This is a genomic window from Aminobacter sp. GW821-FHT11F06, from assembly GCF_058808215.1.
In genome coordinates this window covers 392,927-407,941 of the sequence record NZ_JBXARL010000004.1, presented here as the reverse complement: position 1 = coordinate 407,941, position 15,015 = coordinate 392,927, and the positions used below count along the sequence as shown (strand labels likewise).

The window sequence follows — 15,015 nt, the reverse complement described above, 5'->3', positions numbered from 1 at the left end:
GATCCCGGGGATCCATGCCCGTGACGTTTGTGAGATAAACGGCGGCTCAGAATAGCCCAGCCAAGTTTTTCTCACTCCAATCCCCCGCGCCGCAACCAAGCCATCGGTAGTCCCGCCAATCTCCGGCGTCTGCCATTGGCCACGGCACCAACTCATCCGTCATCCTCGGGTCGAAGCGCGAGCGCAGCGAGCGGCGCAGATCCCGGGGATCCATGCCCGTGACGTTTGTGAGATAAACGGCGGCTCAGAATAGCCCAGCCAAGTTTTTCTCACTCCCAATGAAGCCTTTCCCGCCGCGACCAAGCCAATCAACCGCCGGAACGCATTCGGACGGGGTCAGGCTACAAACCTGACCTTGTCAATCATCTTTTTATCAAACCTTGTTGACTTGACCGTGACGCAACCTTTGCAGCGTTGGTGCATTGCAACATTTTTATCATGCATAGCCCCGCAAACGGAGACATGTCCTTGACCCTGACGACCGAAAATTCCGGCCGCCGCCTTTTCATTCCCGCGCTTCGCGGCCTTTATTCGAACCTGCATGATTCCGCCGAAACGATCCTGCGCGTCGTTGCCGGCGCAGCCCTGGTCACGCATGGCCTCGGCAAGATCTCCGACCCGTTCGGTGCTGCCGGAATGGTCGAAGGCATGGGCTTTTATCCCGGCGCCTTCTGGTCGCTGCTGTTGTCCTGCACCGAGTTCTTCGGCGGCATCCTGATCGTCATCGGCCTGTTCACGCGTCCGGCCGCATTCGCTGCCATGTTCGTTCTGCTGGTCACTGTCTGGTTCCACTGGGTCACCATGAGCCAGGGCTACCAGGGCGCTGAGAAGTCGATCATCTGGGCCGCGATCTTCCTGTTTTTCGCCATTCGCGGCGGCAACCGCCACTCGGTCGACGCGCGTCTCGGCCGCGAATTCTAGAACCAGCCTCCCAAGGCAAACCACAAGCCCGCGCCACTTCGGCGCGGGCCGCTCCGCTGGTAGCGTCGATGATTGCCTTTTTCGCGAAACGGGCTAAGAAACGCTACATCCCATGCCCCTTTGGCGACCGGAGCCAGTGATGACCGAAATTCTGCAGACCCCTGAACTCGTGACCGTATTTGGCGGCTCCGGCTTCCTTGGCCGCCATGTCGTACGGGCGCTGGCTCAGCGCGGGTATCTGGTACGGGTCGCCTGCCGCCGCCCCGATCTCGCCTTCCACCTGCAACCGCTGGGCAATGTCGGCCAGATCCAGCCGGTCCAGGCCAATCTGCGCGTACGCTGGTCGGTCGACCGCGCCGTCCAGGGCGCATCGCATGTCATCAATCTCGTCGGCATCCTGCATGAAGGTGGCCGCCAGCGGTTCTCCACGGTGCATGAGTTCGGCGCCCGCGCCGTTGCCGAAGCCGCACGCGCTGTCGGTGCTTCACTGACCCATGTCTCGGCGCTCGGTGCCAATGCCCACTCCGGTTCCCTCTACGCCCAGACCAAGGCGCGCGGCGAAAAGGCCGTTTTGGACACTATGCCGGACGCCGTCATCTATCGCCCGTCGATCGTCTTCGGACCTGAGGATGGCTTCTTCAACCGCTTCGCCAACATGGCGCGTTTCTCGCCGGTCCTGCCGCTGATTGGCGGTGGCGAAACCCTGTTTCAGCCGATCTATGTCGGCGACGTCGCCGAAGCCGTTGCGCGTGCCGTCGACGGCAAGGTCGAGCGCGGCTCGATCTATGAACTCGGCGGGCCGCAGGTGCTGAGCTTCAAGCAGTGCATGGAAGAGATGCTCGAGGTCATCGACCGCAAGCGCATCCTGATGCCCATGCCATGGTGGGCGGCAAACCTGCAGGCCTCCGTGCTCGGCCTGTTGCCCAATCCCCTTCTGACCAAGGACCAGGTCATGCTGCTGCGCTCCGACAATGTCGTGTCGAAGGCAGCACAAGACGAGGGCCGCACCATCGCCGCCACAGGCATCGCGCCCAAATCCACCGCCTCGATCCTGCCGAGCTATCTCTGGCGCTACCGCTACGCCGGCCAGTTCACCCGCCGGGAAGCCTGAGCGCGATCCGAGGGCGGTAGGGACGTCCTCGCCGCCCTCCTGCCGCAGGGACTCGCGGGGCGAAGGGGTAGGCAGCCCTCATCCGGCTTTTTGGATTGATCCTCGCCTGCCGGCGTGAGCCCTACGTTGCCCCCCTCTGGCCTGCCGGCCATCTCCCCCACAAGGAGGGAGATTAGTCGCGTCCACGGCGGCGCTCATCCTGCGAGTTCGCAACGAGCAAGCGTTGTAACGTTGGTGATTGGCCGAAACGCCGATGAAGGCCTGATCTCCCTCCTTGTGGGGGAGATGGCCGGCAGGCCAGAGGGGGGCGCGAAAGCGCCCAAAGCTTCAGAAGGCCAGCAGCAGCGTTCCAAACAAAAACCTCGCGGCCCGTGGAAAACCTCTCCACGCCCGCCAAAAAAATCACCACCACACCCCGCCACGTGTGACGCGGATGCGGGGGGCGGAGTTGGGCGGGTTGATCGGTGTGTCGCAGGCCGGTCGGGTGTCGTCGGCGAAATCGGTGTTGGCGGCATTGATGAAGCCGCGCGCGCCATGCGGCAGATAGGTGCCGGGGTGGGCGCGGATCTTGGGGATCATCGAGGCTCGCGGGACGTGCTGAAGCCCGGCCGGGTCGCCGGCGACACGCTCGTCGGCAATGTCGGTGCGCCTCAGTTCCCTAAGCCGGGCGATACGCGTGGCGGTCAGCGGATGGCTACGCAGCACCGAGGGGTGAGGACTGCGGCCGCCCGGCAGAAGGATATTTTCCCACAGCCTGCCTTGGGCGCGCTCGAGCCTGGTCAGGGCCGAGGCGAGCCCGTCGGGGTCGCCGGTGAGCGCGGCAGCCCCCAGATCGGCATCGAATTCGCGGGTGCGGGACAGCGCCATCTGCAACAGCCCGCCGACCGTGGGCGCGGCAAGCAGCACCAAAATAGCCAGCCAGGGCACCTGGGGGCGGAAACCGCCGGCCACGCCGAAGATATTGAAAAACAGCGAAAACAGGCCGACCGTCGACATGAACGAGGTGAAGCGCGACACCATGTCGGCGAAAGCCATGACCTTCACGTCCTCATGGGCGATGTGGCTGATCTCATGCGCCAGAACACCCGCCAGCTCGCGCGGCGTGAGTGTGCGGGCGAGCGCGTCGGTGACGGCGATGGCGGCATCGCTACGGCGGCCCACGGCAAAGGCGTTCATCGTCTTGGAGGGGATGACATAGAGTTTTGGTGTCGCCGGCAATTCGGCGCGGCGGGCAAGCTCCTCGACGATGCGGAAGCCGGTGGGGAAATCGGCAGGCGTCACCTGCTGTGCCTTGTACATGGACAGGACCATTTGCGGGCTGATGCGCCGCACCGCCCACATCGACACCACGCCGAAAACCAGCGCATAAAGAATGCCGGTGCCGCCGGCGAAGGCCCAGGCGGTCACGGCGAGCAAAAGCAGGCTGCCGGCACCGAGCAGCCACGTCTGCAGCGCATTGACAGCGTGATTGCGGCGGTGTTCGAGGAGATTGATGGAATGCGGCTCGCCCATACATGGAATATGAGGTTGCCACAGGCTTTTGCCGAGTCCCCTGCACGGAAAGTTGCAGAACGCTTGCGCTGCCAGAAGCCTGTTCTTATATACGCCGCAACACCGCTTCGGCCCGGAAAACCGGTGTCCGGAGCGGAATTTCTTGTGAACAGGGGCTTTCGTTGGAACGCCTTTATGGGTCCAGACAGCCTGCTTAGCGGAGAGAAGATATAAAAATGGCAAAAGTTATCGGTATCGACCTGGGAACGACCAATTCCTGCGTCGCCGTCATGGACGGCAAGGACGCGAAAGTCATCGAGAACGCGGAAGGTGCGCGCACGACCCCTTCCATCGTCGCCTTCAGCGGCGACGGCGAGCGTCTCGTCGGCCAGCCGGCCAAGCGCCAGGCGGTCACCAATCCTGAAAACACTGTTTTTGCGGTCAAGCGCCTGATCGGCCGCCGCTATGACGATCCGGTCACCGCAAAGGACAAGAAGCTTGTCCCCTACGAGATCGTCAATGGCGACAATGGCGACGCCTGGGTCGAGGCCGGCGGCAAGAAGCAGTCGCCCAGCCAGATCTCGGCGATGATCCTGCAGAAGATGAAGGAAACGGCGGAAGCCTATCTCGGCGAGAAGGTCGAAAAGGCCGTCATCACCGTTCCGGCCTATTTCAACGACGCCCAGCGCCAGGCAACCAAGGACGCCGGCCGCATCGCCGGCCTCGAAGTGCTGCGCATCATCAACGAGCCGACTGCGGCAGCGCTTGCCTATGGCCTCGACAAGACCGAAGGCAAGACCATTGCCGTCTATGACCTTGGCGGCGGTACCTTCGATATTTCCGTGCTCGAGATCGGCGACGGCGTGTTCGAGGTCAAGTCGACCAACGGCGACACCTTCCTGGGCGGCGAAGACTTCGACATGCGCCTGGTCGAGTACCTGGCGGCCGAGTTCAAGAAGGAACAAGGCATCGACCTGAAGAACGACAAGCTTGCCCTGCAGCGCCTCAAGGAAGCTGCCGAAAAGGCCAAGATCGAGCTGTCGTCGACGACCCAGACCGAGATCAACCTGCCCTTCATCACGGCAGACGCCACCGGCCCCAAGCACCTGACGCTGAAGCTTTCGCGCGCCAAGTTCGAGCAGCTTGTCGACGACCTGGTGCAGCGCACGATCGAGCCGTGCAAGGCAGCGCTCAAGGATGCCGGCCTCAAGGCTGGCGAGATCGACGAAGTGGTTCTTGTCGGCGGCATGACCCGCATGCCCAAGATCCAGGAGATCGTGAAGCAGTTCTTCGGCAAGGAGCCGCACAAGGGCGTCAACCCCGATGAGGTGGTTGCACTTGGTGCCGCGATCCAGGCCGGCGTGCTGCAGGGCGACGTCAAGGACGTGCTGCTGCTCGACGTGACCCCGCTGTCGCTGGGCATCGAGACGCTGGGCGGCGTGTTCACCCGCCTGATCGAGCGCAACACCACGATCCCGACCAAGAAGAGCCAGGTCTTCTCGACGGCTGAGGATTCCCAGTCGGCGGTGACCATCCGCGTCTTCCAGGGCGAGCGCGAAATGGCGCAAGACAACAAGATGCTCGGCCAGTTCGATCTTGTCGGCATTCCGCCGGCACCGCGCGGCGTGCCGCAGATCGAAGTGACCTTCGACATCGACGCCAACGGCATCGTCAACGTCTCGGCCAAGGACAAGGGCACCGGCAAGGAGCACCAGATCCGGATCCAGGCATCTGGCGGCCTGTCGGACGCCGACATCGACAAGATGGTCAAGGACGCCGAGGTCAATGCTGACGCCGACAAGAAGCGTCGCGCGCTTGTCGAGGCACGCAACCAGGCCGAGAGCCTGCTGAACAGCAGCGAAAAGTCGCTCAAGGAGTATGGCGACAAGGTCACCGAGGCCGACCGCACCGCGATTTCGGATGCGATCGCAGCCCTCAGGACCGCCACCGAGAACGACGACGTCGAGGCGATCAACGCGAAGTCGCAGACGCTTGCCGAAGCTTCGATGAAGCTCGGCCAGGCCATGTATGAGGCTTCGCAGCAGGAAGCGGCTGAATCCGACGCCGCTGCCGATGCGGCCAAGGACAGCGATGTGGTCGACGCCGATTTCGAAGAAATCGACGACAACGACGACAAGACCAAGAAGAAGTCGGCTTAAGTGCCCATTTCGAGGCTCTGACAAGAAAGCCCGGCGGTTTGGCCGGGCTTTTTTGCAACCCGAATCGAAAAAATGCGGCGAAGGCCGCGCCAACTCTGGCATCGGGGCTTCCGGCTCACTAAATCGGAAGCCTGTCGTCAGACAAGAACCGGCCAAGCAATGCCACACAAGACATTGAGCATCCGGGCAGCGGGAAGACATGAAAGCTGATTTCTACGAAACGCTGGGCGTTCAAAAGGGCGCTGACGAGAAGGAGCTGAAGTCGGCCTTCCGCAAGCTCGCCATGCAGTTCCATCCCGACCGCAATCCGGGCGACGATGCGTGCGAGCACAAGTTCAAGGAAATCAACGAAGCCTACGAGACGCTGAAGGACCCCCAGAAGCGCGCCGCCTATGACCGCTTCGGCCATGCCGCCTTCGAAAATGGCGGCATGGGCAATGGCGGCGGCCAGGGCTTTGGCGCCGGCGGTTTCGCCGACATCTTCGAGGATATCTTCGGCGACATGATGGGAGGTGGCCGTCGCCGCTCGTCGGGCGGGCGGGAGCGCGGGGCCGACCTGCGCTACAACATGGAAATCACGCTCGAAGAGGCCTTTGCCGGCAAGACCGCGCAAATTCGTGTGCCGAGCTCGATCCTGTGCACCGAATGCGCGGGTTCCGGCGCCAAGGCCGGCACCCAGCCGGTGACCTGCTCGATGTGCCAGGGCCACGGCAAGGTACGCGCGAGCCAGGGCTTCTTTTCGATCGAACGCACCTGCCCGCAGTGCCAGGGCCGCGGCCAGACCATCAAGGATCCGTGCGGCAAGTGCGCCGGCCAGGGCCGCGTCACCGAAGAGCGTTCGCTGTCGGTCAACATTCCCTCGGGCATCGAAGACGGCACCCGCATCCGCCTTGCCAATGAAGGCGAAGCGGGCCTGCGCGGCGGCCCGTCGGGCGACCTCTACATCTTCTTGTCGGTCAAGCCGCACGAATTTTTCCAGCGCGACGGCGCCGACCTCTATTGCAAGGTGCCGATCTCGATGACCACGGCAGCCCTTGGCGGCTCGTTCGAGGTGGCGACGCTCGACGGTACCCAGACGCGCGTCAAGGTGCCTGAAGGCACCCAGAACGGGCGCCAGTTCCGGCTCAAGGGCAAGGGCATGCCGATCCTGCGCCAGCCGCAGGTCGGCGACCTCTATATCCAGACAGCGGTCGAGACGCCGCAAAGCCTGACGCGACGCCAGCGTGAACTGCTCGAAGAATTCGAAAAACTGTCCTCGACCGAGAATTCGCCGCAATCGAGCGGCTTCTTCTCGCGCATGAAGGACTTTTTTGAGTCGTTCGGGGACAAGTGAAAATTGTTTCTGCCGTAGCGGAAATTGAGCCAGCTTTCCGCTTGCGCTGGGCCACTTTGCTGTTATTTCTCGCGCAGCAGCGGTGAGGAGATCGAAGCGATGTCACGCGGTTCCGGATTGCGCAAAACCCTTGCGGCCAAGTTCGACGACGAGCTGAAGTTCTTCAAGGGCTGGATCGACAAGCCCAAGGCTGTCGGTTCGATCGTGCCGACAAGTTCGGTCACCGCCAAGCGCATGGCTTCGGTCGTCAACCCTCATTCGGGGCTGCCGGTTCTGGAAGTCGGCCCCGGCACAGGCGTCATCACCAAGGCCATCCTGGCCCATGGCGTGAAACCCGAGGACCTCTACACGGTTGAATATTCAGCCGATTTCGTCCAGCACCTGCGGCGCCTGTATCCGCGCGTCAATGTCATCGAGGGCGACGCCTTCGACCTCGACAGGACGCTCGGCGACAAGAGCGAGCTGATCTTCGATTCCGTGGTTTCAGGCGTGCCGCTGCTCAACTTCCCGGTCACCAGCCGCGTCGCCTATCTCGAAGGCCTGCTCAAGCGCATCCCAGCCGGCCGGCCTGTGATCCAGCTTACCTACGGGCCGAAATCGCCGATCCCGCCGGGGCTTGGCAACTACACAGTCGAGCATTTCGATTTCATCATCCGCAACATCCCGCCGACGCAGCTTTGGGTCTACCGCCGCGCCAAGCACTGAGCGGCCTGCTTGATTTGACGGGCTGATCGCTCCTATACCCGTCGCCATGATGTTGAACGCGCCCCGGTCGGGCGTGCAACAGGATGGATGATGCCTATAATTCCCAGAATTCTTGTCTTTGCCGGCTCGACCAGGACCGGAGCCTATAGCGGCCGCACGGCCGATATCGCGCAGAAAGAACTGGCATTGCAGGGCGCGGACGTGACGCGCATCTCACTGGCCGACTATCCGCTGCCGCTGATGAACGAGGACCTCGAAGAGCTCGAAGGCGTGCCGGAAAACGCCGTCAAGCTCGCGCGCCTGATCGATGCGCATGATGCGGTGCTGATCGCGACGCCCGAATATAACGGTTCGATGCCGCCGCTTTTGAAGAACACCATCGACTGGGTCAGCCGCGTCCACAGCGACGGCGGCAGGCGGCTTCTTCCCTACCCCGGCAAGCTGGTCGCCATCTGCTCGTCTTCCGACGACCATTTCGCCGGCATACGCAGCGCCAACCATCTGCGCGCGGTGCTTTCGCATATCCAGATGGACGTGATTTCGCCGCAGGTTTCAGTGCCGCTTGGCGCCGAAGCCTTCGACGATAGTGGCGATTTCCGCGAGGAACGCCTGCAAAAGGGCATGGAACAGCTGTGCCAAACCCTGATCGAACGGGCGGCATTGCTGTCGCGGAGGCACGAAGCATGACAATCGAAGCGATGCGCGACCGACTGATCGTCGGGCTCGACCTGCCGACCGTCAAGGAAGCGGAAAAGGCAGTGCGCGACCTCGAAGGCACGGCCAATTTCTACAAGATCGGCTACCAGCTCGCCTTTGCCGGCGGGCTCGATTTCGCCCGGGAACTGGCGAGCGGGGGCACCAAGGTGTTCCTCGACATGAAGCTTCTCGACATCGACAACACGGTGGCCAAGGGCGTCGAAAACATCGTCAAGATGGGCATGACCATGCTGACGCTGCATGCCTATCCCAAGGCGATGAAGGCGGCGGTCAAGGCGGCCGAGGGCAGCGAGCTGTGCCTTTTGGCGGTCACCGTTCTGACCTCGATGGACGAGCAGGACATGATCGATGCGGGCTATGAGTTCGACCCGCATACGCTGGTGCTGCACCGCGCCGAACAGGCGCTCAATGCCGGCATGGGCGGCATCGTCTGTTCGGCCAGCGAAGCCTCCGCCGTGCGCCGCATCGTTGGGCCCAACATGGCCGTGGTGACGCCGGGCATCCGCCCCGCGGGCTCCGACCATGGCGACCAGAAGCGCGTCGTCACGCCTGCGGACGCCATCCGCAACGGCTCAAGCCATCTCGTCGTCGCCCGCCCGATCGTCGGCGCTGTTGACAGGCGGGCTGCCGCACAGGCTATCCTCGAAGAAATGGCTTCGGCCTGAAGCACGGCGTCGGGGAGAAAACAATGACCAAGGGATATTGGATCGCACGCGTCGATGTACGCGACCCCGAGGGCTACAAGGGTTATGTCGCCGCCGCAAAGCCGGCCTTTGAACGTTTCGGCGCCAAGTTCATCGCCCGTGGCGGCACCCATGAGGCGGTCGAGGGACCGGGCCGCGCCCGCAACGTCATCATCGAGTTCGCCTCGATGGAGGATGCGCGCAACTGCTACTTCTCGCCGGAGTATCAGCACGCCAAGTCGATCCGCCAGCAATTCGCCGACGGCGAGATCATGCTGGTCGAGGGCATCTAGCACTACTGCATCGCCAAGGATTGCCGCCTTCCTTTGGGCTATCAGGCCCAGAGGGAAGTCTTCGCGCGGCCAAAAGACTGATTCGCTGATTTACCGCAGCGCACAACGTCAAGACCGGCCGATGCTAAGCCGGCGGCGCCAGTGGAAACGGTTTTTCAACAGCTTGGACTAAAGAATGCCCCTGTTTCACACCAAGTGAGATATTGCATCGCAGCAGATGTTTGTTACCTTCGCTGCATTGCATGACGGGCCTCCGGCCGGCTCGCCTCCCCGAATGGCCGTATGAGGACATCATGTTTTACCAGTTTTATGAATCGACACACGCTGCGTTGCAGCCGGCGCGCGCCTATGCCGACGCCGTCAAGCTGTTTTATTCCAACCCGCTGAACCCGTTTTCGCACATGCCGCTGGGCCGCTCGGTGGCGGCGATGGCCGAGCTGTTCGAGCGCACCACGCGCCGCTATGGCAAGCCGCAATTCGGCCTCGACAAGACGGTGGTCAACTTCCAGCCGGTGGCGGTGACCGAGAAGGTCGCCTGGTCGCGGCCATTCTGCAACCTGATCCGCTTCGAACGCGCGCTGCCGGAGGGACGCCGTCCCGATCCCAAGCTTTTGATCGTGGCACCGATGTCGGGCCACTATGCGACGCTGCTACGCGGCACTGTCGAGGCGATGCTGCCGCATGCCGACGTCTACATCACCGACTGGGCCGATGCGCGCATGGTGCCGGTGACCGAAGGCAAGTTCGATCTCGACGACTATATCGACTATGTCATCGACATGTTCCATGCGCTGGGACCGGACACCCATGTGATGGCGGTGTGCCAGCCTTCGGTGCCGGTGCTGGCGGCGATCGCGGTGATGGAAGCGCGCGGCGACCGTTTTGCGCCCTCGACAATGACGCTGATGGGCGGGCCTATCGACACGCGCCGCAACCCGACCGCGGTCAACGAGCTGGCCGAAAAGAAGAGCATCGAGTGGTTCCGCGACAACGTCATTATGCAGGTGCCCTGGCCGGCGCCCGGCTTCGCCCGCGATGTCTATCCGGGCTTCCTGCAGCTGTCGGGTTTCATGAGCATGAACCTCGACCGCCACATCATCGCCCACAAGGACTTCTTCATGCAGCTGGTGAAGAATGACGGCGATGGCGCGGACAAGCACCGCGAGTTCTATGACGAATATCTGGCGGTGATGGACCTGACCGCCGAATTCTACCTGCAGACGGTCGATACTGTGTTCGTGCGCCACTCCCTGCCCAAGGGCGAGATGACCCATCGCGGCCAGCTTGTCGACACATCGGCGATCCGCAACGTGGCGCTGTTCACCGTCGAGGGCGAAAACGACGACATTTCAGGCCTTGGCCAGACCCAGGCCGCACACGATCTGTGCATCAACATCCCCGACGACATGAAGGCGCACTATATGCAGCCGGCGGTGGGCCATTACGGCGTGTTCAATGGCTCGCGCTTCCGCGCCGAGATCGTGCCGCGCATCGTCGACTTCATCACCAGCTATGGTGCCACCGCGCGCAAGGCGACCAAGCCGCGGCTTGTGCGCGGGGCCTGACCGCTTCCAGCCATATTGATCTTGTCCACAGGAGGCCCGGCGCAAAACGCCGGGCCTTTGTCGTTTTGTTGCAGAATTATCGCTTGGCGACAGCGGCGGTAACCATGTCTGCAATCTCCCGCGAGCTTTGATTGACTCAGCACGCCCCTCGACCTTAACGTTTTGTTAACGATGTAATGGGGCGAGCGGGGCAGATGATTTCCGCAACAGGCGTACGGTGCGCGGCGGGGCGTACTGGTTTGTTTTTCGGGCTGATGGCGGGCGTTGTATTGTCTGCTGGGGCAGCGTTGGCGTCCGAGCCGATGGTCACCGGCGGGCTGACCTCGCAGCCGATCGGCCATTATGATTTCTGCCGCCTCAATCCGGCCGAATGCTCGATCAAGTCGCGCGACACAGGGCCGGAACAGCTGACCGGCGCGCTGTGGCGCAAGATCGTCGCCGTCAATGTCGCGGTCAACGCGGCGATCAAGCCGATGAACGATATCGACATCTATGGCCGCGAAGAGGTCTGGGCCTATCCGGACAATGGCGTCGGCGACTGCGAGGACTATGTGCTCGAAAAGCGCCGCACGCTGAACCGCGAAGGCGTGCCGTTGTCCGATCTGCTGATCACCGTGGTGCGCAAGCCCGACGGCGAGGGCCACGCGGTGCTCACCGTGCGCACCACCAAGGGCGACTTCATTCTCGACAATCTGACCGACACCGTGCGCCAGTGGGACGAGACCGGCTATAGCTACCTCAAGCGCCAGTCGACGGAAAACACCGGCCGCTGGGTGTCCATCCGCGAAGGCCAGCCGACGCTGGTCGGCTCGGTCAAGTAAGGTTTCCCGACCCGGCCACAGCTGCCACCGCCGCTCGCCCTGTGGCGGGCGGCGGCAAGCAGGCCCAGTGACATGGCGCGGATTTTTTTTCGCGCGCGCCATGTCCCCAGAGCCAACTGGTTGCCGCGCGACCGCAGCCACACAAAGCGCCCAGGCCGCGCCTGGTTGCACGGAAGTGGCAGGGCAACCTTCAGCGTCTCACCCCTGCCCTTGACCTTTCACCTGCCACCCTCCCCTGCGCGGCGATATGCGTGCATAGGCTGCGGCGCCATTGGTGCCCTCGCTTATGCCGCCTGGGCCATGCGCTCCGAGGCGATGCGGTAGGAAATCGCTTCGGCAAGATGGATGCGGCCGACGGTCTCGCTGCCGTCGAGATCGGCAAGCGTGCGCGCGACCTTGAGCACCCGGTGATAGGCGCGGGCGGAAAAGCCGAGCTTTTCGCTGGCGTCCCTGAGTAGCGATAGCCCCGCCGCATCGGGCGTCGCGATGTCTTCGATCAGGCCGGCGGCGCATTGCGCGTTGGTGGTGGCGTTGGTCACGCCATGGCGCTCCAGCCGCTCGCGCTGGAGCGTGCGCGCCCGGGCGACACGCGCGGCGACATCGGCACTTGCCTCGGACTTGCCGCCGCGGATCAGGTCGGAAGCGGAAACCGCAGGCACCTCGATGCGCAGGTCGATGCGGTCGAGCAGCGGGCCGGAGATGCGCGCCTGGTAGTCGCTCTGGCAGCGCGTGCCGCGCAGGCAGCGATAGCCGGGCTCGCCGGCCATGCCACAGCGGCACGGGTTCATCGCGGCGATCAGCTGGATTCGTGCCGGATAGGTGATGCGGTGATTGACGCGCGCGATCATGCATTCGCCGGTTTCGAGCGGCTGGCGCAGGGAATCGAGCACCTGCGGGGTAAATTCCGGCAGTTCGTCGAGAAACAGCACGCCGTGATGGGCGAGCGACACCTCGCCGGGCCGGGCTCTCAAGCCGCCGCCGACCATCGCAGCCATCGAGGCCGAGTGATGCGGCGCACGGAATGGCCGCCGGTCGGTGAGCTTGCCCTCGGCGAGCTCGCCGGCGACCGAAGCGACCATCGAGACTTCGAGCAGTTCCTTGGGCGACAGTGGCGGCAGGATCGATGGCAGGCGCGCCGCCAGCATCGACTTACCCGCACCTGGGGGCCCGACCATAAGGAGATTGTGGCCGCCGGCGGCAGCCACCTCAAGCGCGCGCTTGGCGCTCTCCTGGCCCTTGATGTCGGCGAGGTCTGGCAGGTCGCGCGCCGCCGCGCGGATACCAGGCTCCGGCCGCGACAGGACCTGCGTGCCGCGAAAATGGTTGGCGATGGCGATCAGGCTGCGCGGCGCGAGAATATCGATGTCAGCACCCGCCCAGGCGGCCTCGGGCCCGCTGGCCGCCGGGCAGATCAGCCCCTTGCCTTCGGCATTCGCCCCGATTGCCGCCGGCAGAGCGCCAGCCACCGCCGATATGGTGCCGTCAAGCGAAAGTTCGCCGAGCACGACATAGGCGGCGAGCGCATCGCCGGGCAGCGCACCAAGTGCTGCCATCAGGCAAAGCGCGATGGGCAGGTCGTAATGACTGCCCTCCTTGGGCAGGTCGGCGGGCGCGAGATTGACGGTGACCTTCTTGGCCGGCATCGACAGGCCCGAGGCATGCAGCGCCGCCTGCACCCGCTCGCGGCTTTCGGCCACCGCCTTGTCGGGCAGGCCGACGATATGCATGCCGACCTTACCAGGCGCTATCATCACCTGCACGTCGACAGGAACCGCCTCGATGCCCTGGAACGCGACCGTGCGCACGCGCGAAACCATGCTACCCCCTCCGCGAGACGCTACCCCTCGCCCGCGCGATCAGGTCGTCGATGACCTAACTCAAGACAAGCATAGATTGCAGAGCGACACAAGAACAATTCAAGAACATATCAGGCATTGCCTCAGTCTGCAGAACCGGGACATTTCGGCATGGAAGCTTTTGCGTCCCAGGCCCGTGAATGCCCCGGCTGCACCGGATAGAAAATTTTAAGTGCTTGTGCGCTAATGTAGGGCGCATCATCAAAGAAGGCGACTGAGCTTCATCATGCAGCGGGGGCTGTCCAAGCAATCGATCGGGCGGCTGGGTGTTCGCCGGCGGCGTGACGCGGCCATGATCGCCGGGCTCAAGGCGGAGCTGGCGGCGCAGGCCGCACTCATCCGCACGCAAACGGCTTCGCTTGCGCACAGCCAGAAAATCTTCGACAGGTCTTCGGCTGCCGCCAGGATCGGCGTATGGCAATGCAACCTTGCCGATCAGTCCCTTCACTGGACCGATGTCGTCTACGACATCTTCGATCTTCCACGCGGCTCGGCCCTCGACCGAGGCGAGACCCTGAAATGCTATACGCCGCAATCGGTCGCAGAGCTGCACGCGCGGCGCAGCAAAGCGATCGAGGAGCGCAGCGGTTTTGGCCTGGATGCCGAGATCGTGACGGCGAAGGGAAATCGCCGCTGGATACGGATCACCGCCACCGTGGAGTGCGAAGACGGCGTCGCCGTTCGCATCTTTGGCATGAAGCAGGACATCACCGAAGAGAAGATCCTGGCCGACCAGACGCGCTATCTGGCCGAGTTCGACGTCATGACCGGGTTGGCCAACCGCAGCCAGTTCCAGCAGAAGCTATCGGAATTGACCGCGTGCACCCTTGAGCTGCCGGCGCTCGGCGCGCTGCTTTTGGTCGATCTCGACGGGTTCAAGCAGATCAACGACACCTTCGGCCACGTCGTGGGCGACGAGTGCCTCAAGGAAGTGGCACGACGACTTCAGGATGCGTGTGTCGATGCGGAACTTGTTTCGCGGATCGGCGGAGACGAGTTTGCTGTGCTGGCCGGACCCCATTTCGACCTGGCGGCGATCTCGGAACTCGCGCGCAACATCATCGAAAAGCTCGGCAGGCCCGTCGATCATTGCGGCAGGCCGCTCAGGCTCGGCGCCTCGGTCGGCATCGCGCTGTCTGTCGAGGGCACGCCGTCCGAGCTGCTCGTCCAGGCCGACACCGCGCTCTATGCCGCCAAGGCCGGAGGGCGAAACACGTTCAGGATTTTCAAGGCAAGCGACGCGGTGAGCATGCAAAACCATCGCGCCGCCTGAGCTGGGCCGGCGACAGCATGCGGCTTCCATCCCGACCAGGGGTTGTTCCGGGCCAATCAGGCTGGTAATGGAACCACTGATTTCCCA

Annotated in this window: 13 protein-coding genes; 11 read left to right on the top strand and 2 right to left on the bottom strand. The window is 63.3% G+C overall.

All coding sequences use genetic code 11. From position 1 onward, the window contains the following. Positions 1–462 precede the first annotated feature (462 nt). Both AC1RTB_RS13390 and AC1RTB_RS13385 read left to right on the top strand, forming a co-directional pair. On the top strand, positions 463–921 hold the full coding sequence (locus tag AC1RTB_RS13390; protein ID WP_492878320.1) for a DoxX family protein: 459 nt from the start codon (positions 463–465) through the stop codon (positions 919–921). Positions 922–1,060: 139 nt separating this feature from the next. After that, positions 1,061–2,032 carry a complex I NDUFA9 subunit family protein gene (locus AC1RTB_RS13385; protein WP_492878322.1) on the top strand — a complete coding sequence of 324 codons (972 nt, stop codon included), beginning with the start codon at positions 1,061–1,063 and terminating at the stop codon, positions 2,030–2,032. 402 nt (positions 2,033–2,434) lie between these two features. Here the strand turns inward: AC1RTB_RS13385 and AC1RTB_RS13380 are convergent, their stop codons facing one another. Continuing rightward, positions 2,435–3,544 carry a zinc metalloprotease HtpX gene (locus tag AC1RTB_RS13380; protein WP_492878324.1) on the bottom strand — a complete coding sequence of 370 codons (1,110 nt, stop codon included), beginning with the start codon at positions 3,542–3,544 and terminating at the stop codon, positions 2,435–2,437. 215 nt (positions 3,545–3,759) lie between these two features. Here AC1RTB_RS13380 and dnaK point away from each other — a divergent pair, with 215 nt between their 5' ends. From dnaK to AC1RTB_RS13340, 8 genes are all read left to right on the top strand, one after another. Next, positions 3,760–5,682 (top strand): molecular chaperone DnaK, encoded by a 1,923-nt coding sequence (gene dnaK / locus AC1RTB_RS13375; RefSeq protein ID WP_476788214.1) that lies wholly within the window; start codon positions 3,760–3,762, stop codon positions 5,680–5,682. Between the two features lie 199 nt (positions 5,683–5,881). Continuing rightward, positions 5,882–7,015 carry a molecular chaperone DnaJ gene (gene dnaJ, locus AC1RTB_RS13370; protein ID WP_492878326.1) on the top strand — a complete coding sequence of 378 codons (1,134 nt, stop codon included), beginning with the start codon at positions 5,882–5,884 and terminating at the stop codon, positions 7,013–7,015. Between the two features lie 99 nt (positions 7,016–7,114). Continuing rightward, positions 7,115–7,720 carry a phospholipid N-methyltransferase PmtA gene (gene pmtA, locus AC1RTB_RS13365; protein WP_492878328.1) on the top strand — a complete coding sequence of 202 codons (606 nt, stop codon included), beginning with the start codon at positions 7,115–7,117 and terminating at the stop codon, positions 7,718–7,720. 90 nt (positions 7,721–7,810) lie between these two features. After that, positions 7,811–8,407, top strand: a complete 597-nt coding sequence (locus AC1RTB_RS13360; protein ID WP_492878330.1) for an NADPH-dependent FMN reductase — start codon at positions 7,811–7,813, stop codon at positions 8,405–8,407. Next, complete coding sequence (gene pyrF, locus AC1RTB_RS13355; RefSeq protein WP_492878332.1) at positions 8,404–9,102, top strand: orotidine-5'-phosphate decarboxylase; 699 nt, start codon at positions 8,404–8,406, stop codon at positions 9,100–9,102. Before AC1RTB_RS13360 ends, pyrF begins: the two co-directional genes overlap by 4 nt. Before the next feature lie 23 nt (positions 9,103–9,125). Next, complete coding sequence (locus AC1RTB_RS13350) at positions 9,126–9,413, top strand: DUF1330 domain-containing protein (RefSeq protein ID WP_492878335.1); 288 nt, start codon at positions 9,126–9,128, stop codon at positions 9,411–9,413. 293 nt (positions 9,414–9,706) lie between these two features. Beyond that, the gene (locus AC1RTB_RS13345) at positions 9,707–10,978 is read left to right on the top strand and encodes a polyhydroxyalkanoate depolymerase (RefSeq protein WP_492878337.1); all 1,272 of its coding nucleotides are present in this window, start codon (positions 9,707–9,709) and stop codon (positions 10,976–10,978) included. Between the two features lie 254 nt (positions 10,979–11,232). Then, the gene (locus tag AC1RTB_RS13340) at positions 11,233–11,799 is read left to right on the top strand and encodes a transglutaminase-like cysteine peptidase (RefSeq protein WP_492879006.1); all 567 of its coding nucleotides are present in this window, start codon (positions 11,233–11,235) and stop codon (positions 11,797–11,799) included. Between the two features lie 284 nt (positions 11,800–12,083). Here the strand turns inward: AC1RTB_RS13340 and AC1RTB_RS13335 are convergent, their stop codons facing one another. Continuing rightward, the gene (locus tag AC1RTB_RS13335; protein WP_492878338.1) at positions 12,084–13,616 is read right to left on the bottom strand and encodes a YifB family Mg chelatase-like AAA ATPase; all 1,533 of its coding nucleotides are present in this window, start codon (positions 13,614–13,616) and stop codon (positions 12,084–12,086) included. Between the two features lie 265 nt (positions 13,617–13,881). On the opposite strand from AC1RTB_RS13335, the gene AC1RTB_RS13330 reads away from it, so the two are divergent. Beyond that, positions 13,882–14,928 (top strand): diguanylate cyclase domain-containing protein, encoded by a 1,047-nt coding sequence (locus tag AC1RTB_RS13330; RefSeq protein ID WP_492878340.1) that lies wholly within the window; start codon positions 13,882–13,884, stop codon positions 14,926–14,928. The last annotated feature ends 87 nt before the right edge of the window (positions 14,929–15,015 follow it).